The sequence below is a fragment of the Candidatus Phytoplasma asiaticum genome, assembly GCF_015100165.3.
GTDB lineage: Bacteria > Bacillota_I > Bacilli_A > Acholeplasmatales > Acholeplasmataceae > Phytoplasma > Phytoplasma citri.
Genome location: NZ_CP097206.1, coordinates 93,487 through 119,004, shown reverse-complemented (window position 1 = coordinate 119,004; position 25,518 = coordinate 93,487). Strand labels below are relative to the sequence as shown.

Genomic DNA, 25,518 nt, shown 5'->3' with positions numbered 1-25,518 from the left:
TATTTTAAAAAAGATAATACGACGTAAATTATAACAAATATAATATCAATAAATAAAAAAATATTAATTTTTTTAAAATATTAATTTTTTAAAATTTTCCGTTTTAGAACGGAAAATTAAAAAATGAATGGATATATGAAATAATATATTAAATTTATTTTTTTAGATTATTAAAACATAAAAAATAAAAAACAGAAAATAAAAACAAAAAAATAAAAACAATAATTTTAACAAAATTACTTTCTAAAAATGTTTCCCTTTTTTGTTGGTTAATAATTATATTTTTTGTATATTTTTTTAAAAAATTAAGCACAATATTTTCAATTTCTTTTTCTGATTTAATTTTTTCATCTGATTTTAAATTATGATTAATCCATATATTAGCTCTTTTATTAATTAAACTAATAGTCGCAAGATCAGGGAAATTTTGAAAATAATTAGATAAAAAATATTGATTTACAATTTGATTAATTTTTTTTTCTAATTTTTGTTCAAATTGTTGCTTATAAATATCAATTTTTTCGTTTAACTGTTCGATAATTTTATCTAATTCTAAATCTTGTTGGAAATAAGTCTTAATTAATTGATGAATCAAATATTTTTTTAATTTTAATTGTTCAAAATGAGGTAAAGAAATATCTAAATATTTATATATTTTTTCCTGCCAAAGTTTATAATATACACTATCTTGTTGATTGAAATATTTTTCTTGATTAACAAATATTTTTGTTAAAATTTCTTCAGACCAAATATTGTTTTGAAAAAATGAATCCAATTCTTTTTCTTTTTCAAATTCTTGAATAGTAGTTTGTTTTAAATATTCTTTAATTTTTTCAATTTGAAATTGAGAAAATATTTTTCTATTTAAACTTATTTTATTAATTATTTTAATAGTTTCATCACGAAGAAAATTTTTACACAAATTAGAAAAATTTTCATTCAAACGCATAATAATCTGTTCTAAACAAGTATCTTTCGAAAGATTATCTTTTTGCCAACATAAATCAATTTCTTCTTCAATTAAGTTAATAAGATTTAATTTAAACAAATCATAAATAGTTTTTGGGGATAATTTTATTTTAGGCATTACTTCTTCAATCCATTTATTTTTCAATTTTTTTATCCAATTATTAAATAGTTTATTTAATTCTAAATCTTTTAAAGAATGAATTTGAGAATTCACCTCATTTTTCATAACTTGATATTGTTGTTTTAAAAAAGGATATTTTTGAACCAAATTTTCCCATTTTTTCAATAAAAAAAAGTTAATTTCTTGTTTTTTACATAAATCCCATACAAAATATATCTGATCAACTTTATATTTATTATTATTTTGAATATATAACCTTAAAAGATCTTCCGGATTGGAAATTTTTAAATTTGGTGGTTGCACATGAAAATCAAAATTATCAGTTAAAACATTTTGAACATCTAAATAAAAACCTAATAAATCGGAAGGCCACATATTATTCGAATCAATATCAATATCATAAAGATAACCTACATCATTTTTTAAAGAAATATAAATAGGTTTTTTATTATTTTGGCTCTTATTTTTGATTAATTTATAATATTTTAATTCTAATTTTTCAAAATTATTATCTTCAAAAAGTTGTTTTATAGAAATACCGTTATATTCTTTGATAAAAGCTAAATCTTGCCAAGTATAAGCTTGATGTTGATGATTATCCCAATTAACACTATTAAGACCTAATTTTAAATCTAAAGATAATTGTAGATCGATTAATGTTACATAAGAATGTTGATGATTCGAATTTTGCGATATAGTAACAGCTTGATTTAATAAACTAATTAAACCACGAGGAGTTTTTAATTCGTCATTATTAAGTTTAAAGATAATTTCAGGAATATCATTTACCAAATAATCATAAGCCATTAAATCTAATTTATAATCTATAGCTTTTAATTTTAAAAATTCTTGAATTGAAGAAAAATCCCATAAATCAACTTTAATACGTTTATCAAAACGACTTAAAATAGCTGAATCAATTTCTTCTAAAATATTGGTCATAGCAATAATAAACACAGGTCTTTCTTTATCTTCGTGAACACCCTCTAAATAAGATAAGAAAGCAGCTATAACATTACCATGATCAGTAGTCAAAGAATTACTAGCACGAGAACGAAATACACTTTCGCACTCATCTATTAAAATAATACTAGGAAATTTTTTACGAGCTTCAATAAAAATATTTTCTATTAACCTTGGCGCTTCACCTACATAAGTTTTTGAAAAATCCGAAGATGATAAAGAAAAAACTGATAAACCTGATTCTCGGGCAAATGCTTCAGCTAAATGAGTTTTACCTGTGCCTGGAGGACCGTATAATATAATACCTTTAGGAGGTTTTTTCATACCCATCTCAAAATATTTATTAGTATCTCTAAGATAATTTAAATATTCTTGTAATTGAGCTTTTTCTTTTTTGAGACCAATCAATTGCTCAAATAAAGGCATTTTAGAAGTATCTTTAGCAAATTTTTGAGCAGAAACATTTAAAGAATTATTTTTAATATTTTCGGAAGTTTGTTTATCTAATTGTTTCAAAAACGAAGATGCAATCAATTCTAAAATATCAATAAATTTAGAGGCAATATCAATATTATTAGTTAATTTTTGTTTTAACTTTTGATTATCTTGTTTAGCCTTTATCAAATCTAAGTTTAAATTATCATGTTGAGAAGTTAAACTATCTAATTCCGATTTAAGTTGATGAATAGTGGTTTCACTAAGTTGATGATCTTTTTCTAATTCTTTGCGAATTTCTTCTAATTCAGAAGAAGTTTGAGATAAAGCTTCTTGAGCTTTTTCTAAGTCATTTTTATGTTGAGCAATTTTTTCTTGACTTGTAATTAAATCCTGAGTAAGTTGACCGATTTCTCTTTTTAACTGTTGACGTTCAGCTTCAGATAAATCCATTTGATGACGGTATTGTGTTTCTTTTTCTTGAATAGTTCGGGTTAAAGAGTGAATATTCACTTCTAATTCGCTATTTTTTTGGCGAGTAGATAACACAAGTTTATTTATTTCATCAATAGTTTGACGTTGTTCTTGAATACGATTTTTTAACATACTAACTTCTTCTGTCAAAGTTTTTACTTGTCTAGTTAATTGTTGATTTTGAGAATTTAACTTTTGATTATCTTGTTTAGCCTTTATCAAATCTAAGTTTAAATTATCATGTTGAGAAGTTAAACTATCTAATTCCGATTTAAGTTGATGAATAGTGGTTTCACTAAGTTGATGATCTTTTTCTAATTCTTTGCGAATTTCTTCTAATTCAGAAGAAGTTTGAGATAAAGCTTCTTGAGCTTTTTCTAAGTCATTTTTATGTTGAGCAATTTTTTCTTGACTTGTAATTAAATCCTGAGTAAGTTGACCGATTTCTCTTTTTAACTGTTGACGTTCAGCTTCAGATAAATCCATTTGATGACGGTATTGTGTTTCTTTTTCTTGAATAGTTCGGGTTAAAGAGTGAATATTCACTTCTAATTCGCTATTTTTTTGGCGAGTAGATAACACAAGTTTATTTATTTCATCAATAGTTTGACGTTGTTCTTGAATACGATTTTTTAACATACTAACTTCTTCTGTCAAAGTTTTTACTTGTCTAGTTAATTGTTGATTTTGAGAATTTAACTTTTGATTATCTTGTTTAGCCTTTATCAAATCTAAGTTTAAATTATCATGTTGAGAAGTTAAACTATCTAATTCCGATTTAAGTTGATGAATAGTGGTTTCACTAAGTTGATGATCTTTTTCTAATTCTTTGCGAATTTCTTCTAATTCAGAAGAAGTTTGAGATAAAGCTTCTTGAGCTTTTTCTAAGTCATTTTTATGTTGAGCAATTTTTTCTTGACTTGTAATTAAATCCTGAGTAAGTTGACCGATTTCTCTTTTTAACTGTTGACGTTCAGCTTCAGATAAATCCATTTGATGACGGTATTGTGTTTCTTTTTCTTGAATAGTTCGGGTTAAAGAGTGAATATTCACTTCTAATTCGCTATTTTTTTGGCGAGTAGATAACACAAGTTTATTTATTTCATCAATAGTTTGACGTTGTTCTTGAATACGATTTTTTAACATACTAACTTCTTCTGTCAAAGTTTTTACTTGTCTAGTTAATTGTTGATTTTGAGAATTTAACTTTTGATTATCTTGTTTAGCCTTTATCAAATCTAAGTTTAAATTATCATGTTGAGAAGTTAAACTATCTAATTCCGATTTAAGTTGATGAATAGTGGTTTCACTAAGTTGATGATCTTTTTCTAATTCTTTGCGAATTTCTTCTAATTCAGAAGAAGTTTGAGATAAAGCTTCTTGAGCTTTTTCTAAGTCATTTTTATGTTGAGCAATTTTTTCTTGACTTGTAATTAAATCCTGAGTAAGTTGACCGATTTCTCTTTTTAACTGTTGACGTTCAGCTTCAGATAAATCCATTTGATGACGGTATTGTGTTTCTTTTTCTTGAATAGTTCGGGTTAAAGAGTGAATATTCACTTCTAATTCGCTATTTTTTTGGCGAGTAGATAACACAAGTTTATTTATTTCATCAATAGTTTGACGTTGTTCTTGAATACGATTTTTTAACATACTAACTTCTTCTGTCAAAGTTTTTACTTGTCTAGTTAATTGTTGATTTTGAGAATTTAACTTTTGATTATCTTGTTTAGCCTTTATCAAATCTAAGTTTAAATTATCATGTTGAGAAGTTAAACTATCTAATTCCGATTTAAGTTGATGAATAGTGGTTTCACTAAGTTGATGATCTTTTTCTAATTCTTTGCGAATTTCTTCTAATTCAGAAGAAGTTTGAGATAAAGCTTCTTGAGCTTTTTCTAAGTCATTTTTATGTTGAGCAATTTTTTCTTGACTTGTAATTAAATCCTGAGTAAGTTGACCGATTTCTCTTTTTAACTGTTGACGTTCAGCTTCAGATAAATCCATTTGATGACGGTATTGTGTTTCTTTTTCTTGAATAGTTCGGGTTAAAGAGTGAATATTTTCGTTTTCTCTACTTGAAAAAGTGTTTAATTTTTGTATTTTACGTTTAATAAAATGAAAATCTGTATCAGATTTAGACAATAAAAAATGTTTTTCACCTAATATATTTAATTCATTTATAAATGATTGTTGATTTGGATTATTTTTAAACTCCCAAACTTTTGTACTAAGTTTCAAAATAATATCTAAATAACTTTTAGATATAAACAACAAATTTTTAGGAGACCAATGTTTCCAAAATAAACCTTTTGTATCTACTGAAAAAGAATTTTGTTTAGAAAGCAAATATTTATCATAATTCGTAAATTCAGTATAATTACCAGGAAGAATAAAAACATATTTATCTGAATCAGAAACTATTTCTTCTATTTTATATCCGAAGTCATTAAATAAATCATATTTATCTAAAGTGGACAAATATTCTGTAAAAAACAAATTTGATTTTTTATAATTATCAAACCACTTATAATTATGATTTTTAAATTCTCCTAAAATTAACAATAAAATTTGATTTAATAAAAAATTATTTTTATCCTCGTTTGATTCTTGAAAATATTGAGGAAAAGTATTCTTAATTTTGGTTAAAACCTTAAATTTCTTAGCACTAATTCGTTTTAATTCGTTTTCGAAATCAAACTCTTGTTCTTGTAAAAATTTCGAATTACATAAAGAAAAATTAATTAAATTAATATTTTTACTTTTAATTGCCGCATTATACCAAAATAAAAAAATCAAAATTGTAAAAAAACAAAAAAAAAACAAAAAAAATAAATAATTTTTTTTAATTTTCATTTCAAAAAAACACCTTTTTTCAAATAATAGCTTTCTAATAAATATATCCAATTTAAATTAATAAATATTCAAATAAATAAATTTAAAATTCATATATTAAAGAATCAAAAATTTAAAAAAATCCCCATAAATAAAAAAAGATCTATTTTACAAGATCTTTTTTAACGAATAAAATATAATTAAATATAACTCAACCAAAAAACAAATATAACATACATCAATTATTTGAACTAATATAATTTAAATTTAAAACTTATTAAAAAATTCCTAAATAAGACAATTGATTTTTTTAGAATGCCTCCTTCAAATTTAAAATTTTTAGTAATAAATAATTGTTAAGGTATAATTAAATCAATTTTTAATTTTAAACTCATTTTTAAACTTATTTAATATTTTAAACAATAGCTCTTGGTGTTTCCATTACTTGACAAAATTCAATAGCAGGACAAATAATAGGACTATTTATATTTTTTTCTGAATTTTTATTTTTTTTAATAAAAGCATAATCTGGCTCAGAATCAAGATTATGTGTTACAAGATTGTTTGTAGAATTAAATTGATTTATTTTTTTTAAATTTTTTTTAATATTACGAAACGGTTTAAATAACAAACTAATTTTAGATTTAGGCTTAGATTTAGCGATATTAGTTGGTTTTTTATCTTCTTTAGTCACTGATTGAACTTCAAGATTTTCAGATTTCCCAATAATACTTTCAATTTCAGAATTACTCAATTCTTTAAAAATATCATTATTATAATCTTGTATAGATGCATAATCTTCGACATCTTGAGTTTCTTGTTTATTATCTATTTTTATAGGTAAATGATTAACATCATAATTATTTTTTTCTTCTGAAGACATTAAATTTTCTAATTGAGGAACTTCAGAAGAAATATTCCCTGACGTCAAATTCTCTTTAGAATCGTTAATCATAAATGACGAACGTATTGGATGAAAAAAAACAAATGTTGTTACCGATCCTACAATCATTAAAACAAACATAATAACAGCTATTCTTTTAAAATTTTTTAATGAAACATTTTTTTTTTGTTTAGTATTTATAGTATTTATATTTATTATTTTCCTTCTTTAATAATTAATGACAAATCCTAAAATATTAATTTCATATTTTAAAGATTATTTTTTTAACAAAAAACTAAATAATTAAATCTATTGATTTATATTGATTAATAATATAATTTTTTCAAAGTTCAAATTCAAATTTCAAAATCAAATATTTATTAAATTTAATTAAAAATTAAAATTTAATAAACACAAAAACATTTTTTAACACAATTTTTATCTCAAAATAAGTGTCTAATTTTCGTAGTAATCATAGATTTATTTTTCATAAATAACTACTACATCTAATATTATAAACGAATTTTTAAAAAATAGATAGATAATAAAACAAAAATATTTAATAATTTATATAAAATTATTAAAACTTATCAAATAACATATTAAATAAATGTCTAATAAATTAATAAAATTGATAAATTTCGTATAAAAAACTTATAAATTATTTTGTAACTTTTCCATTAAACTTTATCTATAAAACCCATGATTAAACAATTTATAAATTTATAACCATAACCTTAATTCAATTTAGATAAATTTCTTATTTTACTTCTATATCGCGTAAATCATCATTTAAATCATTATTTAAATTGTCATTAATATTATTATTCGCCAGCGTATTAGATTTAGAAAATAAAAAAGAAGGTAAAAACTTTAAAAAATTCCAATTAATCTCAAATTTAAAAGAATTAAGTAACCAATTAGAAAAAATATTTAAAATATTAGATTTTAAAGAAATTAAATTTTGTTCAATTTGAGGATTTAAAACTTGATTAAAAGTTTGATTAGCATGTTCTTTAGTATGTTGTTCTAAATGATCAATACATTGATATAAACGCATTTGACAATGTTCTTTTAAATTATCTAAATTTTTTTCAAAATATACGCTAATTTCATCTACTTTAACTTTAATATGTTCTGCGACATCACTAACACATTTTTCTGCAGAACCTGTAATATTTGATATTAAATTTTTTTGGCCAGATTCTAAATTATTTTCCAAAGCTTGACCAACATCTAAAACAACTTCTTCATGTTGTTGCTCAATATGACCTAAAATTTTTCCCATACAAAAAAATACAACAAAAAATAAAAAGGAAGTAACTAAAATCGAAAATAAAAAAATTTTTTTTCTTTTAATAATTTGTTTTTTTTTATACATAACTTCAATACCTATTTTTCTTTTACATGAATTTATTGTTCGAATATATATTGATCTATTATTCACTTTAATAAGTTTAAATTATCATCAATATTTAAAATTTTAAATAACCAAATTTCTTTAATGTATAATTTAAAATTAAATCATGTTACCTCAAATGTTGAAAAATAAAAATTTAATTCAAAACAAATAATAAATATAAAACTTTTGTGACATATTATTATATAAAATCTATCAATCTAAATCAAAATATACACAAAAAAAATATTACAATTCAATAACACCACAAAAATTTTATCAAAATTTTTCATTTTATAAAATAAAATAATCTTTTATTTAAAATTTGACAAAATCATTTTTTTTTTATAGAATTTTAAAAATTAAAAACCCCCTATCATATTATAAATTTAGCAATAAATACAATAAATATATAAAAAATATCACATTTAACATAAAAAATAAACAAAATTAAACTTTATAATTCCGAAGGAGCCTAAAAAATTATAATGATGCAATACATAATAAAAGTTGAAAACTTAAAAAGTTCTTTTGATAAAAAAATAATTTTAAATAACATTAATTTCAAAATAAAACCAAAAGAAATAGTTTCTATTATTGGTCGTTCTGGTTCAGGAAAATCGACTTTATTAAGATGTTTAAATTTATTAAATAGACCAGATTCAGGCAAAATATTTTTTAATAATTATAATCTTCTAGATTCTAATATTTCCTTGACTAATTTAAGAATACAAATAGGTATGGTTTTTCAACATTTTAATTTGTTTTCCGAAAAAACTGTTTTAGAAAATTGTTGTCTAGGATTGAAATGTATTTTTAAAATGCCTTATACAGAAGCTTCCCGAAAAGCTTTTAAAAAATTAAAAGAAGTGGGAATGGAAAAATTTGCCTACGAAAATGTTCAAAAACTTTCCGGAGGACAAAAACAACGAGTAGCTATAGCAAGAACTTTATGTATGGATCCTAAAATTATTTTACTTGATGAACCGACTTCAGCTTTAGATTCAGAATCTGCTCAAGAAATATTAAAATTATTGAAAAATTTAGTTATTAAACATAATATAACGCTTATTATTGTGACTCATGAATTACAATTTGCAAAAAAAGTGTCAAATAAAATTTATTTATTAGAAAATGGCCAAATCACAGAAAAAGGCAATTTAAATGATATTTTTCAACTAAATAAATGTCCTAAAATTAAATATTTTTTCGAACAAGATAAAAAATAATAATATTTATACACAAGCGCCTATAAAAAAAACTATTTAATTATTTTGAAATTCCCAAATTTAATAATAAAAAAATAATGAAAGCGAACTCATTTTAATGTTTCAATTGAAAATTAGACAAATCTTAAAAATTTTTATTTTCATAATAATAATATTATTTTTACATTATAAATTATTTAAAATTTTTAATTTTACAACACAACCTTCTGATAATATTATTTTAGGAGTAGTAAGCAATTCTCCGCCTTTATGTTTTGATAGTAATTCTTCTAATCCCAATAGCTTTTGTACCGACACAGGAACATATGTAAGTGGTTCTGATATTTTTTTATTTGAAAAATTAGCCAAAAACATGAATAAACAATTAAAAATAAAACCATTAAATTTCCCTGGTATTTTAAATGCAGTTGATCAAAAAATTATTGATGCTGCTATTGGTAACATGAATATTACAGAAGAACGTAAAAAAAAAATGAATACTATTGAGTATGATGTATCCGAAATTGGGTTTTTAATTAGAAAAGATAATCATAAATTCAAAAATTATATAAATCAAACAGAAATTACTATTCAAGATTTAAAAAATTTAATTAAAACACATGGACATATTAGCGCAACAACTACAACTAGTTCTATTTATGATATCGAAATATTAAATAAATTAAATTTACATAAATTAAATCCAAAAGAAGATTTAGTAAATTGCGTTAATGAAGTAGAACAAAAACGTGTTGATTTATTAATTTTTGAACACCCTGTTATAAATTTAATGACTTCTTCCAAAGCAAATGATAAAAATAAATTTCAATCTTTAAAATTAATAAATAATGACAAAAACAATCAACAAAAAGATTTTCATTATCCGTTAGGTATTTTTATAAACAAACAAAACACCAAATTATACCAAGAATTAACAAAACAAATTGATGAAATTAAAAAATCTAATCCTAATATAATGGATAATTTACGTGAAAAAGCTATAAAAACTTATATAAATGATAATCATCAAAAAGAACAAATCAATACATTTGGCAATAAAATTATAAATATAATTAAAACTTATCAAGACAGCTTTTATATATCATTAACATTAGCTATAGATGCTATTTTAATTGGATTCTTGTTGGCATTAATATTATTACCTTTTAAAATATGGTGTCAATCTTCAAAAAAACTAATTCAAAAAACAATTAATTGTATATTAGTTTTATGCATTCATATTACAAAAGCCGTTCCGATTACTATTCAAGTTGTCTTAATGTATAATTTATTAATACAAAAAATATTTTTTTTAAAAGGTTTAATGGGAATTTTTTGTATTTCTTTAATCATAACTTTCCTTAATAACGCATTTCATTTTTTAAACAACATGTCTAGACAAGTCAATTTTTTAGAATCCGGACCTATAGAAGCCGCTTATGCTCTTGGTTTAAATTCGAAACAAGTCTTTAAATATATTATATTAGAACAAATTTTAAAAAGAGAAATACCTAATATATGGGATCAATTTATAATAAATTTAAAAGAAACTGCTTTATATTCTATTATCGGATTACCAAATTTATTATGGACTGCGCAACGAAATATAGCTATTACTTATGATACTATAACACCTTTTATTATAATAAGTATTATTTATATATCATTATCAAGTCTAATTCAAATTTTAAAATACAAAAAAACTTAAAAAGTCTTATTCATAAATCTAATCAAAGTAATTTAAATAATTTCATAAATAATTATTAAAATAAAAATAATCTAAGATAATATCAAAAATGGATAACTAAAAAATTTCATCCGATATAATTAACATACATAATAAAAAAAAGTCAAATATATTAATCCTTTCGGAGTAAAAATTTGACTTTTTTTATTTACATATATATTAAAATTAGATAATCTTCAAATAAATAAAATTAAAAAATAAATTTAACTTTTTATTTAATATTTTTAATTCTTATATTTATTATTAACATTAGAATAATTTCCCAAATCATCACTAATAATTATTAATTTATTTTCCCAATAAATATCTTTTTTTGTCTTAAGCTTGTTAACAAAATTATTATTAATTTCGAAAACTGTTTTATCAGCGAAATGTTGAATATAACCAATATTTTTTCTATAAATATTAAATTTATCATATAAAATTTGTAAAAAAGTAGCAGGATTATACACATGATCATTTTTACCAATATTAATAATTAATTTTGTCATATTAATATTATTTTGTTCATATTTTTTAAAATAATCACTATTAATACGATTACTTTTATTATAAGATGTTTTTGCAAATTCATCGCTATTATAATTGGAAACATTCCGTATAATAATATTTTCATATTGCTTGCGACAAGGAGATATATAATTTATTAAAGATTTAATAATTAATTCTTTGTCATATTTTTGTAATAACTTATCCATTAAATTCATATCAATCGATAAATTATTGTTTTTATAATTTTCTATTAATTGAAAAACTTTGTCACGAAATAACTGATCTTGTTGTTGATAAATCTCTTCAATTTTAGGAATTTCAGCTAATAATAATTTTTCTTTCAAATAATATTCTAATTTTTTTAATTTCATTTTTTGTCTAACATTAATAAAACTATAAGAAACACCTGATTTTCCAGCTCTTCCAGTACGACCTATTCTATGTACATAACTTTCATAATCATTAGATAAATCATAATTAATAACCATTTGAATATCAGAAATATCTAAACCTCGAGCAGCTACATCAGTAGCAACTAAAATTTTAATTTTTTTATTACGAAAATTATTAAGTACATATTGTCTTTGATTTTGTTTCAAATCTCCGTGCAAAGCATCTACTAAAAAATTTCTTGTTTGCAAATAATCAGTAATATTATCCACATTTTTCTTAGTATTAGCAAAAATAATAACAGAATCAGGATTTTGATAATCTAATAAACGTTCTAAAACTAAATTTTTATTTATATCCGAAACAATAAAATAAAATTGTTTAATACTTTTAACTGCAATATTTTTATTAGATATTTCTAAAGTTTGAGAATTTTTTTGATATTTTGCAGCTATTTTTTTAATAAAATCCGGCATAGTAGCAGAAAATAAAGCTGTTTGCCTTTCTGAAGGAATATTTTTTAAAATATCTTCTACATCTTCTTGAAATCCCATTTTTAACATTTCATCAGCTTCATCTAAAACTAAAAGTTTAACATGAGATAAATCTATTTTTTGCTGTTTTAATAAATCTAAAATTCTTCCAGGAGTAGCTACAATAATATGAGGTTTTTTATTTAAAGCACTAAATTGTTTAAAATATTTTTCGCCACCATAAATAACAGCAGTTCTAATTTCAGAATAAAATTTCAATAATTTATTAATTTCCGTAAAAACTTGCAAAGCTAATTCTCGTGTAGGACACAATACTAAAGCTTGAATTTGAGAAGTTTGAGGATCAATTTTTTGAATCATAGGAATTCCAAAAGCAAAAGTTTTCCCTGTTCCTGTTTGAGAACGAGCTACAATATCAATACCTTGAATCATTTTAGGAATCACCAAAGCCTGCACTGGGGTAGGATTAATAAAATTAAGCTCTTTTAAAGCTTCTTGAATTTGAGTTAATAAATTTAACTCTGTAAAAGAAGAAATCATTATATTTTCCTTTCAATCTTATTGAAAATTTTTTAATTAAAAATAAAAATTTTTTTCAATATTTAATAAAAATAAATCTTTCGTATTCTAATCAATGATTAAAAAATTGCGGTTATTAAAAGAAATATTTTTAGTTACTATATGTTGTTCCTAAAGAAAAAACTAAAAAAATATTTATCAAAAGTTTTTGTAATTTTAAAATTTAGGAAAATAAAGTGCAACTTATCTCCATCTTAAGATAAAAAAGTAATAGTAACAATAATCAGCAAAAATTTAAAAAATTAATTCTCTCGTAAATTACAATTACTAATTTAAATAAGATATTTCAATATAGTTAAAAAAATAATTTATTTTATTATTAATAATACCATAAAATAAAAGATTTAATTTGACAAAATTATTCGCACATATAATAATTACAATAAAATTTTATTGCCGATTAATGAAATAAATAATAAATTGTATAAATTTAATTCTTTATATATATTACATTAATTCCTGATATATATTTTGAATTTTTTTATATAAAATTCCGAATAATAAACAATTAATCACATTATTGATAATAATAGGAATAATATTAAAAAAACAAAAAAAAATATTTATAAAACGATCCGAATAAATATAATTATATCGACAAAAATTAATTTTAATAATATCCCAATAATTTAAATAACCATTTAAAATACGAGAACTAGATTGTAAAACAATACTGAAAAAACCAAAAATAAAAATACGTTTTTTGTTAACATAACGATGATTTAACATACAACTTATTAACACAAATAGATTAGGTATAAAAGAACCAAAAGTAATATTGCTAATAACAAAAACAAATCTATCAGAAATAAAAAAATTATAATTACTTTTTAAATATTCATAAGCCGCTAAATAACTAGACATTGAATAAAAGGAACATTCTATAAAAATATAAACAAAACAAAACAAAATTACATAATTAATATTTAAAAAAAATCCTAAAAAAAATAATGGCAAATGCCAAAATAACCATAAATTAGAATTAATAATAGGAATTTTATTAATTTGACTTAAAAAAGAATATTTATTCAAGTTAAATAAAACCCAAGAAATCGAAATTAAATTCGAACCTAAAATTACTTGCTTAATAATATTTCGTGTATTTTTTATGCAGTCATTTTTATTTAACATAAATTGAATTTAACTTCTTTCTAAATAATTGTGTTTGTCATAATAAAATTAAATATTTTTTATCTTATTAACTATTTTAAAAAAAATTTTATCTCTAAAAAATAAAATATATTCAATACATTTGTAATTCATGCTAAATTTACAAATAACCATATTCCAAACATGTTATAATAAAGAATGATTTTGCTTATTTAAAAAAAATATTTTTAAAATAAAAAGGAGCGATAATATCTTAATTATGATTAATAAATATAAACTACCTACTTTAAACTATAAATATAACGAATTAGAACCTTTTATAACACAAAAAACAATGATGATTCATCATCAAAAACATCATCAAACCTATATTGATAAATTAAATATTTCTCTATCAAAATTTCCTACAATAAAAAATGATATCGATGATTTATTAAAAAATTTATCTTTAATACCTAAAGAAATTAGAACATCTGTTCGTAATAACGGAGGTGGACATTTTAATCATTCATTTTTTTGGACAATTTTAAAACCAAAAACAACTAATGAGATCGTTTTATTAAATAAAACCCAAGAAATTATAAAAAGAGATTATAAAAATTTAGATAATTTTAAAAATCAATTCACTAATAAAGCTTTAAATCTTTTTGGTAGCGGTTGGGTATGGTGGATTATTAATAATAAAAATTTATCCGAAATTATAACAACTACTAATCAAGATACCACTCATAATTTAGGTTATCCTATTTTAGGTTTGGATCTTTGGGAACACGCTTATTATTTAGATTTTCAAAATCGTCGTCAAGATTATGTAGAAGCTTTTTTTCATATCATTAATTGGGAGCAAGTAGAAATTAATTTAAATAATATTCAGAATAAATAATTATTATTAAAATTAAAATAAAAAATTGAAACAAAAATATTTATTTATCATATAATAAAAATATTAATTTGAAAAAAATTATTAATTAAATAATATAAAATAAAAAACCGTCGAAAAAAATATTTTTTTCGATGGAATTTTTATTTATTAAAAAATTTTTAATCGAAATAAAATTTTTTAATAACTTTTAAACTTATCTCTAAAAAATCAAATAAATAAAATAACTTATAGGAACAATAACAATAGTTACAAATATAATTAATATAATCAAACCTGAAAGAAAATTAATGAAACGTCGATTTCTTTGAAATTGAAATGGTACATTTTTATTTTTATTAACTATATTTTCCACTTTCAGTTGATTACTAAAACTCTTCTTACAGTTCAATGGATTAACTTTGTTATTTTTATTAAAAAACCAAATCATAAAAAATTTTAACCTCTTGAATTATTGCTATTTTTAATATAAATAATAATAAAAATAAAATACTTTTTTGATAAAACGATAAAATGCCCTATAAAAAGATAAATCATAAATAATAAATCAAATAATATTATAATTTACTTTAATGCATAATATTAATGGATAATAATATTTTAACATATATTAAAATGAACTAAAAATAATTTGTGCGAATCAAAAATAAAGGAAAATTAATAAATTTGAAACAATATATAAAACAAAAATTAAAACAACTAAATTTTAATCAAATAACACCTATACAAACACAAATGTTTAATAATTTCGAAAAACCTTATCATTTAGTATGCGTTGCTCCTACAGGAACTGGAAAAACTCATGCTTATTTATTGCCTATATTATCAAAAATAAATTGGCAAAAAAATACAATACAAGCGATCATAATTACCCCAACTAACGAATTAAGTTGGCAAATATTAAATATGTTAAAAAAAATAGAACCGAAAATAGCTAATATTAAAATTTTATATGGTGGCATAAATAAACAAAAAATATCAGATCAATTCAAAAAAAAACAACCTCCCTTACTCATAACAACTTTAAACAAACTACATGAATATGTTATTATTAACAAATTACTAAAAATTCATAAAATCAATTTTTTAGTTTTAGAAGAAGCAGATATGTTATTTGAAAAAGATTCTTTATCCATCTTAGATGTAATATTAACTAAATGCAATCCTAAAATTATAATAATATCCGCTTCTATCGATGATAAATTTAAACCTTTCATCAATAAATATTTTGGAAAAAATTTATTTTTAAATACTACACAAGAACATAAATTAAAATTAAATTATTATAATCTTGAAACCATATCAGAACAAAAACTAAAAACTTTAATACATTTAACTCAACATATTAACCCTTATATTTCTATTATTTTTGTTTCCAATATCAAAGAACAAATAAAAATTTATGAAGCAATGCTTCAAAAAAATTTAAAAGTAATTTGTTTTTCTTCATCATTAAATACTAAAAAAAGAAAACAATATATAAATGATATTCAAAAAACGAAATATCAATATATTATAGCAAGCGATCTTATGGCAAGAGGTTTAGACTTAGATATAGACTTAGTAATACATTATGATTTGCCTCATAAAAATTTAGATTTTTTTCAACATCGGAACGGTAGAACGGGAAGAATGGGAAAATCAGGAGATATAATAGTTTTAAGTACCGAAAAAGATGAATTATTACTTAATAAAATCCAAAAAAAATTAAATATTTCATTTAAAAAAATTAAATTTAATAAAAACCAATACTCTTTAATTACTAATTTAAATAATTAAAATATAAATTAAAATTTCCGAAAATAAAAAATATATTTTAATGAGAAAGATAAAAAAATAATAATATGTTAATAATAGGCAGTCACGTATCCTTTAAAAAACCTAAAATGTATTTAGGAGCTTTAGAACAAGCTTTATCCTTCGATTCAAATACTTTTATGTTATACTCAGGCCCTCCTCAAAATACTAAAAGAAACATTATCGCACAATATGATATTGATAAAACTTTATCCAAAATGAAAAAATACAATATTAATGCGAATTATTTAGTAGGTCATGCTCCATATATCATTAATTTAGCCAACCCTTTTTTAAATAAAAGAGAGTTTTCTATCGAATTTTTAATCAAAGAATTAAATAGATTTTCGCAAATGAAAATTCCTCAAATGGTAATACATCCAGGTAATAATTTGAACAAAAACAAATTAGAAGCGATTACATGGATTGCTCAAGGTATTAATAAAATTTTTCAAAATACTCCTAATTTAAAAACTAAAATAGCATTAGAAACTATGGCAGGAAAAGGTAATGAAATTGGTTCCAATTTTCAAGAATTAAAAAATATTATCGATTTAATAGAAGATAAAAAACGAATTTCTATTTGTTTAGATACTTGCCATGTATTTGATGCTGGTTATGATATTAAAAATCAATTTGAAAATACAATAAAACAATTTGATAAGATTATTAATTTAAAATACTTATCCGTTCTACATATTAATGATTCTAAAAATTCTTTAGGTAGCAAAAAAGACCGACACGAAAACATTGGATATGGTCAAATAGGATTCGAAGCTTTAATAAAAATTATCTATTACCCATTATTCAAAAATATTCCTAAAATTTTAGAAACACCTTTTGTAAACCAAAAACCTATTTACAAAGAAGAAATTATTATGATCAAAAACAAAATATTTAATAGAAATTTAAAATTTCAATAAATTAATTTTTATTAATATATAAAAACATCTAAAAAAATTATTTATTAAACCATTGATAAATATAAAACATCATAATACTACCAGCTATAGCTACATTTAAACTTTCTACTAAATCCGTAGTAGGAATAGCAATTAGATAATTCGATTTTTGACGAGAAACAAAAGAAATACCTTGCCCTTCGTTCCCTAATATTAAAGCAATTTTATTGTATTTAGAGCTAAAATCTAGGAAATCATGAGATAAAAAATTAGTTTCGCGAACACAAGAACCTATAACAAAATAATTATTTTTTTGCAAAAATAATAAAAAATTCACCAAATTACCACGATCAAAATTTAAATTAAAAATAGCTCCTTGACTAACTTGAATTGTTTTTTCGTTATAAATATCCACACTATTATCACTAAAAAAAACAGTCTTAAACCCGAAAGCACAAGCACTTCTTAATAAAAGTCCAGCATTAGAAGGATCTTGAATATTATCTAAAATAAGTATTTTATCACTAAATAAAGATGATTTTAACATTTTACAAATAGCTACTTGAGAATATAAAATGTGATTATTATTTAATAATTTCATTAAAGATTTTTTAATAAATAAACCCTCTTCTTTTTCAGGATTAATAGTATATAATCCCAATACTATTCCTTTTTTCACAGCTTCTTGAACAAGATGATTTCCAAATACAAGAAATTCTTGATATAAATCTCGATATTTTTTAAATGATAATTTCATCATTTTCTTAAAAACACGATTATTAGATGACAAAATCATAGAATATTACAACTCACTTTAAATCATATGTGATTACCAATATTTATTCACAAAATATATTTTTAACTCGATTCGATGTTGTTAAAATAATTTTTTATTAAATTAAATGCTAATAACCAAGGAATGATAGCACAATTTAATTTATTAGGAAAATTAGCAATTACTTGAAACAATAATAAATCTGATTCTAAAGTATTACTATCAAAAGGTTTATTTTGCAACATATTTATAAAATTATTAATAATTTTTAAACTTTGCGAAAATGTTTGATTAGATAAATGAATTGACATTAAAGAAGAAGAAGCGCATATTATAGAACAACCTTTTGTTTCGTGTCGAATTGCATTAATAACATTAGCATTAAAACAAATTTGTAATGTCACTTCATCTCCGCATAATAAATTATGTTTTTTTTTACTAAGACAATTATTGTTACAAGTAATAGGTAATAAACCATAATTAAAAGGTTTTTGAGAATGATTTATAATTAATTGACGATATAATAAATAATTAACCACAATACTTACTCACATTTTAAGATTAAACATTAACAAATCAATATTAATTATTAATTCGAATTTAAGAAAAATATACTAAAATGTTAATTTTCTTTTTTTTAGTTACTAAAATATATTTATTAAATAAAGCTAATTCAGGAGTTAAACACAAATCATAATCAATTTTTTTTTCATAAGGAAAAATTTTAATACTTTTAGTTAATAACAATAATTTAGCTTCTTTTTTTGACAAAGCTAATTTGCTCTGGACTAAAACATCTAATAAAGTAATATTCGGACTAACTAATAAACAAAATAAATATTTTTGTAAAAATTTGAAATCTGATTCTAATAAATCTAATCTTTTTTTACCAAATAAAAGATAACTAACTTGTTCACAATCTTTAGATATAGATTGACCATGAACTAAAGAAACTATATAACTTGCTAATTCTTTCTGAGCTAATCTTTTGTAAGAATTAAATTTCATTTCAGATTCTAAATAATTAATACGTTCTAAAGTAATTAAAGTCATTTGTTTTAAACATGCAATGACACGACTATCAGGTAAATTTAAAAAATATTGATACATATCAAAAGGACTAGTTAATTTCGGATTTAACCATACATTACCTTTTTCACTTTTACCAATTTTAACACCTTGATCATTTAACAATAAAGGGATACTCATACCTAAAGGTTTATTTTTAGAAGGATTAATTGATTTTCGAATTAATTCTAAACCACTTGTAATATTACCCCATTGATCAGAACCACCAATTTGCAATATTACATTATAATTTAAATATAATTGATAAAAATCAAAAGCTTGCAATAAATTATAAGAAAATTCAGTATAAGAAATACCAGAATTTTCATTCTTCAATCTTTCGGATATAATTTTTTTAGACAAAATATATTTCATATTAAATAATTTGCCATATTGCCTTAAAAAATCTAAAAGATTCATTTGATATAACCAATCATAATTATTAACAAAAGATACTCTTTTTTCGGGCAATAAAGATTTTAATTGTAATAAAATATCTCGAGTATTTTCGCAAACTTCTTGTGACATTAATAAAGTTCTTTCTTTTGTTGTTTTAGGATCTCCGATTAAACTAGTAACTTGACCTATCAAAATAAAAGGATTATGACCTTTATTATACAAAAGCAAAATAGTGTTAATTGGTACTAAATGTCCTATGGTTAAAGAATTAGCTGTAGGATCGACGCCCCAATAAAAATTAATAGCATTATGATTTAAATAATACATTAAATCTGATTCATTGCTACAATCTTTTATTAAATTACGCAGTTTTAATTCTTCAAACAAAGACATATTTATCTCCAATTTTTAATTTGATTTTTTACCAATATTACAAATTTTTATTTTCATTTATAATCAAACAATATAAAAAATAATATTTTCATTATAAAAATATATTTTTTGCATAAAATCAATTATTATTTATAAATATAAATTTTTATTTATGTTTAGTTTTAATTCTAGCAGCTTTCGATGATAAATGACGTATATAATACAATTTCGCGCGACGAACTATACCATAACTAAGCACTTCTATATTTTCTAGAGCAGACGAATAAATAGGGAAAGTACGTTCTACTCCTACACCAAATCTAATAGCACGTACAGTAAAAGTTGCAGATATACCGCTACCTTGACGTTTAATAACTAAACCAGAAAAATTTTGAACACGTTTATTATCGCCAATAGATTGTCTAATTAACATTTTAACAGTATCACCAACTTTAAAAAAAGGTATTTTTTTAAAACTTGGACTTTCTATAGCTCTTATTAAAGTTTGACCTTTTAATTCCATAATGTAAATATTCCCATTCCCTTAATAAAAAAATTTTATTTATTAATTTGTTAAAAATAATATGAAAAATATATTATTCCTCATCTTCATTTTTAATTTCTTCTAATATTGTTTGATGAAATTTATCTAAATGAATTTTTTTTAATAAATCTGGTCTTTTTTTTAAAGTATTTTTTAAACTTTCCTTTAAACGCCATTTATAAATTTTTTGATGATCTCCAGATAAAAGAACCGAAGGAACTTTATAGTTTTTATATTCAAAAGGTCTAGTATATTGAGGATATTTCAATAAACCTTTTTGATGAGAATCAGATAAATAAGAATTTTCATGAATAACTCCTGGTATAAGTCTAATTATAACATCTATAAAAACTAAAGAAGCAATCTCCCCACCAGTTAAAACATAATCTCCAATAGATAGTTCTTCATCTATAAAATTTAAAATTCTAGCATCAACTCCTTCATAATTACCACAAATAATAACTAATTGTTCAAAATCCTTAATATATTGATTTGCTTTGAATTGGGTTAATAAATTCCCTTGAGGAGATAATAAAATAACTTTACTCTTATTTTTAATATTTGATTTTATTTTATCTAAACAATCATATAAAGGTGGAAATGATAATAACATTCCTGTGTCGCCACTATATGGTTTATCATCTATCTTAAAATGTTTATTATGACTATAAAATCTTAAATCATGTACATTAATAATAACTTTGTTTTTGTCTTTAGCTCTTTTCAAAATAGAATGGTTTAAGAAATAATCGAAAAAATTCGGAAAAATAGTTATAATATCTATTTTCATGCCATTTATCAAATAATCTTTCCTTTTGTCAAAAACAAAAAAATAAATTTTTTATTTCAATATATTTCCTTTTGAATTATTCTATTATTTTTAAAAAACTTCTAAAATTTAAAAATCAATTAGTTTTGATTTTTTTTAAATTTTTTACACAAATTTTTAACAGTAGTAGTAGGTTGACCACCTAAAGATAACCAATAATTAATTTTATCTAAATTTAAATTAATTATTTCTTTTAAAGGATCATAGTTTCCTAAAATTTCTAAAAATTTACCATTTCTTTTGCTATGAGAATCAATTGCTACTACACGATAAAAAGGTTTGTGACGAGAACCAAAAAGTTGTAAACGAATTTTAACTGACATTTTTCTAACTCCAAACGCAATTTAATTAAAAAATATTTTGAAAAAAATACTAATTCAAGTAATTATAAAATAAAAAATAATTACTGTCAATGAAATATTGACTCATTTTAATTATAAATCCAAATAATAAATAATTTCACAATTACTATAAATATTATTTATTTTAAATATAAATTTATTATAAGATTAAAAAAGATTTAAAATATAATAAAAATTAATCATATCCTGAATAGATTAAATTATAATTATACATTCATTATAATAAATAAGATATATTAAAATATATATTAATTTAATAAATAATTTAAAAAAATAATCCGAAAATAATTAAATTATTTAAATTAAAAAATATATTTTTAAATAAAAATGATAAAAATTAATTATAACAGGAGTGAATAATTGTTAATATGTACTACTATATTACAGGTTTAGTTAAATTAATTCATAATAATAATATAGTTATCGAAAATAATGGCATAGGTTATGAAATAGGTTTTTACAATCCTTATTTATTCAAAATAAATCAAAAAGTAAAATTATTTACTTATCTATATATTAAAGAAAATATACGTTATTTTTATGGTTTCACAGATATCAACTTATTAAATTTTTTTAAGAAAATAATTACTATTCCGGGTATAGGTCCTAAAATAGCTATTGTACTAACACAAAATGAATTATTTCCGGATATTCAAATGGCTATCGAAACTAATAATGTAAATTTCTTAAAAAAATTTCCAGGTATTGGAGAAAAAACAGCACAACAAATTATTTGGTATTTAAATAATAAAAATACAAATAAAAAAACAAATTATATATTTAATCCTAAACAAAAAGATGTTCAAAATGCTTTATTAAATTTAGGTTTCGAAATAAAACAAATTAATTCTATTATAACCCAAATCAATACAGAAACAGATATAGAAACAATGATCAAAGAATCTTTACAATTATTATTAAAAAATAGGAAATAAAATGGAACAAAAATTAAAAAATAAACCAAATCCAAAAAATAAAAATGAAGATGCTTTTTTAAGACCTCAAACATTACAAGAATACACGGGACAAGAAGATATTAAACATATTTTAGATATTTATATCAAAGCTTCCCGAAAACGAAAAGAAACTTTAGATCACCTCTTATTTTATGGACCTCCAGGTTTAGGAAAAACTACTTTAGCACGCATTATTGCTAATGAATTGAAGACAAATATAAAAATTACTAATGGAGCTGTTTTGGAAAGAGCTGGAGATTTATCTGCTATTTTAAGTAGTTTACAAACAGGAGAAATTTTATTTATTGATGAAATTCATCGATTACCAAAAATCGTAGAAGAAATTTTATATTCTGCTATGGAAGATTATGCTTTAGATATTGTTATTGGTAAAGATTATGACAGAAGAACTATTAGAATTAATTTAGCAGCTTTTTCTTTGATTGGAGCTACTACCAAATTCGGAAATATCTCTTTTCCATTAAGAGATAGATTTGGTTTAACTTTAAAATTAGATTATTATAAAGAATCAGAACTAAAAACTATTCTCCAAAGAACAGCTAAAGTTTATAATAGCTATATAGAAGAGTCAGCATTAACAGAATTAGTAAAACGTAGTCGCGGAACACCTAGAATAGCTAACCGTTTATTCCGAAGAACACGAGATTTTGCAGAAATATATTCTAATAAAATAATTACTCATCAAATCACACTAGAAACATTAAAAAAATTAAAAATAGATGAAAACGGATTAAATGAAACAGATTATCATTATTTAAATCATTTAATATTTAAATTTAACGGCGGACCTGTAGGAATTAAAAATTTAGCAGCTTCTTTAGGAGAAGAAATATTAACTATAGAAGAAGTTTATGAACCATATTTAATCCAGAAAGGTTATATTAGAAGAACACCTAAAGGTCGTATAGCAACTAATTTAACTATTAGATTATTAAATAAATTAAATAAGAAATCAATATGATATAACTAACAATTAATATTTATTTTATTAATGAAAATTAATAAATTTTGAATTAATTTTTTGAAAAATATAAAATATAATATAATATTAAAATATTATTATTAAAATTGATTATAAAAAGATTTACATAATAATCATCCAATATTTAATTTTTCATATTCTAATTAGAATTAGAATCTAGTATTTGTTGTAAAATCATTTTATAATCATGTTCCTTTAAATAAGAAGAATTATCTAATAATGGAAAACATATTTCTTCCTTAGAAAAACGAGGAATTATATGAACATGATAATGATAAACAGTTTGTCCGGCTACTTCTCCGTTATTATTTATTAAATTTAGACCAGAAGCTTTAAAAGCCTTTATCAATATATTACTAATTTTATAAACTATTTTAAATAAATGAACAAAAACATCTTGTGGTACATCTTGAATATCGCAATAAACTTTTTTAGTAATAACCAAAGTATGACCACGAGTAACTTGAGCAATATCTAAAAAAGCCATAACCAAATCATCTTCATAAATAATATAACTCGGTATTTGTTTATTAACTATTTTCAAAAAAACATTATGCATATTAATTATTCCTTTTTATAAAAATTTTAATTTAAAGAATATTTTTTTAAAATTTCCATAAAATTCAATTTTAAAATTAAGATCGATTAAAACAAATATTCTTACTAAGATTTTTAAAATTAATTTTAGCAATTTTATAAAAAATTGATAAACCATATTTTTCATAAATTAATTTAATTTGTTGATTCACCAAATCAGAAGCTCCTAAAATTAATTTTACATTATTAAGTTGCCCTAATTTTTCTATCTCTCTTAAAAATAAATAACGAGCGATAATAGAAGAAGCAGCTACACATAAAAATTTAGATTCAGCTTTAGTTTTGAATATAATGTGACGATAAACATTAGATTCTGTTTTTAAATAATCAAAATAACAAGATTCAGTTGCAAATTGATCTATAATGACTGGAGATGAAAATTTTAAATTATGATAAAATCTTAAAATTAATTTATTATATAAATAAGCAAGTATATGATTAAGATTTAATTTTTTATTTATTAAATTATTGTAATCCAAAGGTTGTAAAATTTCAAAATCATAATCAATATTTTTCATCAAAAAAGGAGCTATTCGGAAAATAGAATTTTTACTTAATAATTTAGAATCTTTAATTTTATTGCGTAATAAAAAATCTGCTAATTCATCCTTTATATAAACTATACCAACAACTATAGGACCGAATACATCACCCTTACCTGATTCATCCGCTCCAACACAATTAATATAATTTTGCAAATTTTTCTTCATAAATTAAAACAACTCCTGTCTAAAATTATTCTTATCAATGAAGTAATTTTAAAATATTAATTTTTTTCAAATATAATCAATAAAAATAGATATTTATATTTCGAACAAAATTATTATATTATTTCTTATTATAATATTATAAATAACCCGACTTACGTTATTATCCTTTTAAATATTTATTATCATTGGCTATTGATGAAATAACCTGATATTTCAAAAATCCTC

At 21.5% G+C, this 25,518-nt stretch carries 20 protein-coding genes; 7 read left to right on the top strand and 13 right to left on the bottom strand.

The window, feature by feature from the left end:
- Positions 1–154 precede the first annotated feature (154 nt).
- The 3 genes from H7686_RS00470 to H7686_RS00460 all read right to left on the bottom strand — a co-directional run bounded on the left by H7686_RS00470 (position 155) and on the right by H7686_RS00460 (position 8,061).
- Positions 155–5,818: an AAA family ATPase gene (locus H7686_RS00470; RefSeq protein ID WP_444517548.1), complete on the bottom strand. Its 5,664-nt coding sequence runs from the start codon at positions 5,816–5,818 to the stop codon at positions 155–157.
- A gap of 394 nt (positions 5,819–6,212) precedes the next feature.
- On the bottom strand, positions 6,213–6,821 hold the full coding sequence (locus H7686_RS00465) for a hypothetical protein (RefSeq protein WP_193621986.1): 609 nt from the start codon (positions 6,819–6,821) through the stop codon (positions 6,213–6,215).
- Positions 6,822–7,440: 619 nt separating this feature from the next.
- Complete coding sequence (locus H7686_RS00460; protein WP_193621987.1) at positions 7,441–8,061, bottom strand: hypothetical protein; 621 nt, start codon at positions 8,059–8,061, stop codon at positions 7,441–7,443.
- Positions 8,062–8,570: 509 nt separating this feature from the next.
- On the opposite strand from H7686_RS00460, the gene H7686_RS00455 reads away from it, so the two are divergent.
- Both H7686_RS00455 and H7686_RS00450 read left to right on the top strand, forming a co-directional pair.
- A complete protein-coding gene (locus tag H7686_RS00455; protein WP_193622008.1) occupies positions 8,571–9,308 on the top strand; it encodes an amino acid ABC transporter ATP-binding protein in 738 nt (245 codons plus the stop codon).
- Between the two features lie 97 nt (positions 9,309–9,405).
- Entirely contained in the window at positions 9,406–10,995 is a 1,590-nt protein-coding gene (locus H7686_RS00450; RefSeq protein WP_193621988.1) for a transporter substrate-binding domain-containing protein, read from the top strand.
- A gap of 263 nt (positions 10,996–11,258) precedes the next feature.
- Here the strand turns inward: H7686_RS00450 and H7686_RS00445 are convergent, their stop codons facing one another.
- Together H7686_RS00445 and H7686_RS00440 are read right to left on the bottom strand one after the other, a co-directional pair.
- The gene (locus tag H7686_RS00445; protein WP_193621989.1) at positions 11,259–12,950 is read right to left on the bottom strand and encodes a DEAD/DEAH box helicase; all 1,692 of its coding nucleotides are present in this window, start codon (positions 12,948–12,950) and stop codon (positions 11,259–11,261) included.
- Between the two features lie 486 nt (positions 12,951–13,436).
- Complete coding sequence (locus H7686_RS00440) at positions 13,437–14,120, bottom strand: hypothetical protein (protein ID WP_193621990.1); 684 nt, start codon at positions 14,118–14,120, stop codon at positions 13,437–13,439.
- 238 nt (positions 14,121–14,358) lie between these two features.
- On the opposite strand from H7686_RS00440, the gene H7686_RS00435 reads away from it, so the two are divergent.
- The 3 genes from H7686_RS00435 (at position 14,359) to H7686_RS00425 (ending at position 17,699) form a co-directional block, all read left to right on the top strand.
- Positions 14,359–14,982: a superoxide dismutase gene (locus tag H7686_RS00435; RefSeq protein ID WP_193621991.1), complete on the top strand. Its 624-nt coding sequence runs from the start codon at positions 14,359–14,361 to the stop codon at positions 14,980–14,982.
- A 663-nt stretch (positions 14,983–15,645) separates the two neighbouring features.
- Entirely contained in the window at positions 15,646–16,758 is a 1,113-nt protein-coding gene (locus H7686_RS00430; RefSeq protein WP_193621992.1) for a DEAD/DEAH box helicase, read from the top strand.
- A 65-nt stretch (positions 16,759–16,823) separates the two neighbouring features.
- Entirely contained in the window at positions 16,824–17,699 is an 876-nt protein-coding gene (locus H7686_RS00425; protein WP_193621993.1) for a deoxyribonuclease IV, read from the top strand.
- A gap of 37 nt (positions 17,700–17,736) precedes the next feature.
- On the opposite strand, the gene H7686_RS00420 is transcribed toward H7686_RS00425, so the two are convergent.
- The 6 genes from H7686_RS00420 to rpsP all read right to left on the bottom strand — a co-directional run bounded on the left by H7686_RS00420 (position 17,737) and on the right by rpsP (position 21,988).
- Positions 17,737–18,474, bottom strand: coding sequence for a TrmH family RNA methyltransferase (locus H7686_RS00420; protein ID WP_193621994.1), 738 nt, complete (start codon positions 18,472–18,474; stop codon positions 17,737–17,739).
- Between the two features lie 62 nt (positions 18,475–18,536).
- Positions 18,537–18,992, bottom strand: a complete 456-nt coding sequence (gene sufU / locus H7686_RS00415; RefSeq protein ID WP_193621995.1) for a Fe-S cluster assembly sulfur transfer protein SufU — start codon at positions 18,990–18,992, stop codon at positions 18,537–18,539.
- 61 nt (positions 18,993–19,053) lie between these two features.
- Complete coding sequence (tyrS, locus tag H7686_RS00410) at positions 19,054–20,313, bottom strand: tyrosine--tRNA ligase (protein ID WP_193621996.1); 1,260 nt, start codon at positions 20,311–20,313, stop codon at positions 19,054–19,056.
- A 145-nt stretch (positions 20,314–20,458) separates the two neighbouring features.
- Complete coding sequence (gene rplS / locus H7686_RS00405) at positions 20,459–20,815, bottom strand: 50S ribosomal protein L19 (protein ID WP_078122942.1); 357 nt, start codon at positions 20,813–20,815, stop codon at positions 20,459–20,461.
- A 73-nt stretch (positions 20,816–20,888) separates the two neighbouring features.
- Positions 20,889–21,626: a tRNA (guanosine(37)-N1)-methyltransferase TrmD gene (trmD, locus tag H7686_RS00400; RefSeq protein WP_193622009.1), complete on the bottom strand. Its 738-nt coding sequence runs from the start codon at positions 21,624–21,626 to the stop codon at positions 20,889–20,891.
- Positions 21,627–21,745: 119 nt separating this feature from the next.
- The gene (gene rpsP, locus H7686_RS00395) at positions 21,746–21,988 is read right to left on the bottom strand and encodes a 30S ribosomal protein S16 (protein ID WP_193621997.1); all 243 of its coding nucleotides are present in this window, start codon (positions 21,986–21,988) and stop codon (positions 21,746–21,748) included.
- A 407-nt stretch (positions 21,989–22,395) separates the two neighbouring features.
- Between rpsP and ruvA the strand changes: the two genes are divergently transcribed.
- Both ruvA and ruvB read left to right on the top strand, forming a co-directional pair.
- The gene (gene ruvA, locus H7686_RS00390) at positions 22,396–22,962 is read left to right on the top strand and encodes a Holliday junction branch migration protein RuvA (protein ID WP_193621998.1); all 567 of its coding nucleotides are present in this window, start codon (positions 22,396–22,398) and stop codon (positions 22,960–22,962) included.
- Position 22,963: 1 nt separating this feature from the next.
- Positions 22,964–23,965, top strand: a complete 1,002-nt coding sequence (gene ruvB / locus H7686_RS00385) for a Holliday junction branch migration DNA helicase RuvB (RefSeq protein WP_193621999.1) — start codon at positions 22,964–22,966, stop codon at positions 23,963–23,965.
- 160 nt (positions 23,966–24,125) lie between these two features.
- Here ruvB and H7686_RS00380 read toward each other — a convergent pair whose 3' ends face one another.
- Together H7686_RS00380 and H7686_RS00375 are read right to left on the bottom strand one after the other, a co-directional pair.
- Complete coding sequence (locus H7686_RS00380; protein WP_193622000.1) at positions 24,126–24,545, bottom strand: HIT family protein; 420 nt, start codon at positions 24,543–24,545, stop codon at positions 24,126–24,128.
- 76 nt (positions 24,546–24,621) lie between these two features.
- Positions 24,622–25,293, bottom strand: a complete 672-nt coding sequence (locus tag H7686_RS00375; RefSeq protein WP_193622001.1) for a ribonuclease HIII — start codon at positions 25,291–25,293, stop codon at positions 24,622–24,624.
- Positions 25,294–25,518: the final 225 nt, after the last annotated feature.

What these genes read in the sequence shown, in the direction of transcription:
- H7686_RS00470 (WP_444517548.1), bottom strand. Translation starts at nt 5,818, where the DNA reads ATGAAAATTAAAAAAAATTATTTATTTTTTTTGTTTTTTTTTTGTTTT.
- H7686_RS00465 (WP_193621986.1), bottom strand. Translation starts at nt 6,821, where the DNA reads ATGTTTGTTTTAATGATTGTAGGATCGGTAACAACATTTGTTTTTTTT.
- H7686_RS00460 (WP_193621987.1), bottom strand. Translation starts at nt 8,061, where the DNA reads ATGTATAAAAAAAAACAAATTATTAAAAGAAAAAAAATTTTTTTATTT.
- H7686_RS00455 (WP_193622008.1), top strand. Translation starts at nt 8,571, where the DNA reads ATGCAATACATAATAAAAGTTGAAAACTTAAAAAGTTCTTTTGATAAA.
- H7686_RS00450 (WP_193621988.1), top strand. Translation starts at nt 9,406, where the DNA reads ATGTTTCAATTGAAAATTAGACAAATCTTAAAAATTTTTATTTTCATA.
- H7686_RS00445 (WP_193621989.1), bottom strand. Translation starts at nt 12,950, where the DNA reads ATGATTTCTTCTTTTACAGAGTTAAATTTATTAACTCAAATTCAAGAA.
- H7686_RS00440 (WP_193621990.1), bottom strand. Translation starts at nt 14,120, where the DNA reads ATGTTAAATAAAAATGACTGCATAAAAAATACACGAAATATTATTAAG.
- H7686_RS00435 (WP_193621991.1), top strand. Translation starts at nt 14,359, where the DNA reads ATGATTAATAAATATAAACTACCTACTTTAAACTATAAATATAACGAA.
- H7686_RS00425 (WP_193621993.1), top strand. Translation starts at nt 16,824, where the DNA reads ATGTTAATAATAGGCAGTCACGTATCCTTTAAAAAACCTAAAATGTAT.
- H7686_RS00420 (WP_193621994.1), bottom strand. Translation starts at nt 18,474, where the DNA reads ATGATTTTGTCATCTAATAATCGTGTTTTTAAGAAAATGATGAAATTA.
- tyrS (WP_193621996.1), bottom strand. Translation starts at nt 20,313, where the DNA reads ATGTCTTTGTTTGAAGAATTAAAACTGCGTAATTTAATAAAAGATTGT.
- rplS (WP_078122942.1), bottom strand. Translation starts at nt 20,815, where the DNA reads ATGGAATTAAAAGGTCAAACTTTAATAAGAGCTATAGAAAGTCCAAGT.
- trmD (WP_193622009.1), bottom strand. Translation starts at nt 21,626, where the DNA reads ATGAAAATAGATATTATAACTATTTTTCCGAATTTTTTCGATTATTTC.
- rpsP (WP_193621997.1), bottom strand. Translation starts at nt 21,988, where the DNA reads ATGTCAGTTAAAATTCGTTTACAACTTTTTGGTTCTCGTCACAAACCT.
- ruvA (WP_193621998.1), top strand. Translation starts at nt 22,396, where the DNA reads ATGTACTACTATATTACAGGTTTAGTTAAATTAATTCATAATAATAAT.
- ruvB (WP_193621999.1), top strand. Translation starts at nt 22,964, where the DNA reads ATGGAACAAAAATTAAAAAATAAACCAAATCCAAAAAATAAAAATGAA.
- H7686_RS00380 (WP_193622000.1), bottom strand. Translation starts at nt 24,545, where the DNA reads ATGCATAATGTTTTTTTGAAAATAGTTAATAAACAAATACCGAGTTAT.
- H7686_RS00375 (WP_193622001.1), bottom strand. Translation starts at nt 25,293, where the DNA reads ATGAAGAAAAATTTGCAAAATTATATTAATTGTGTTGGAGCGGATGAA.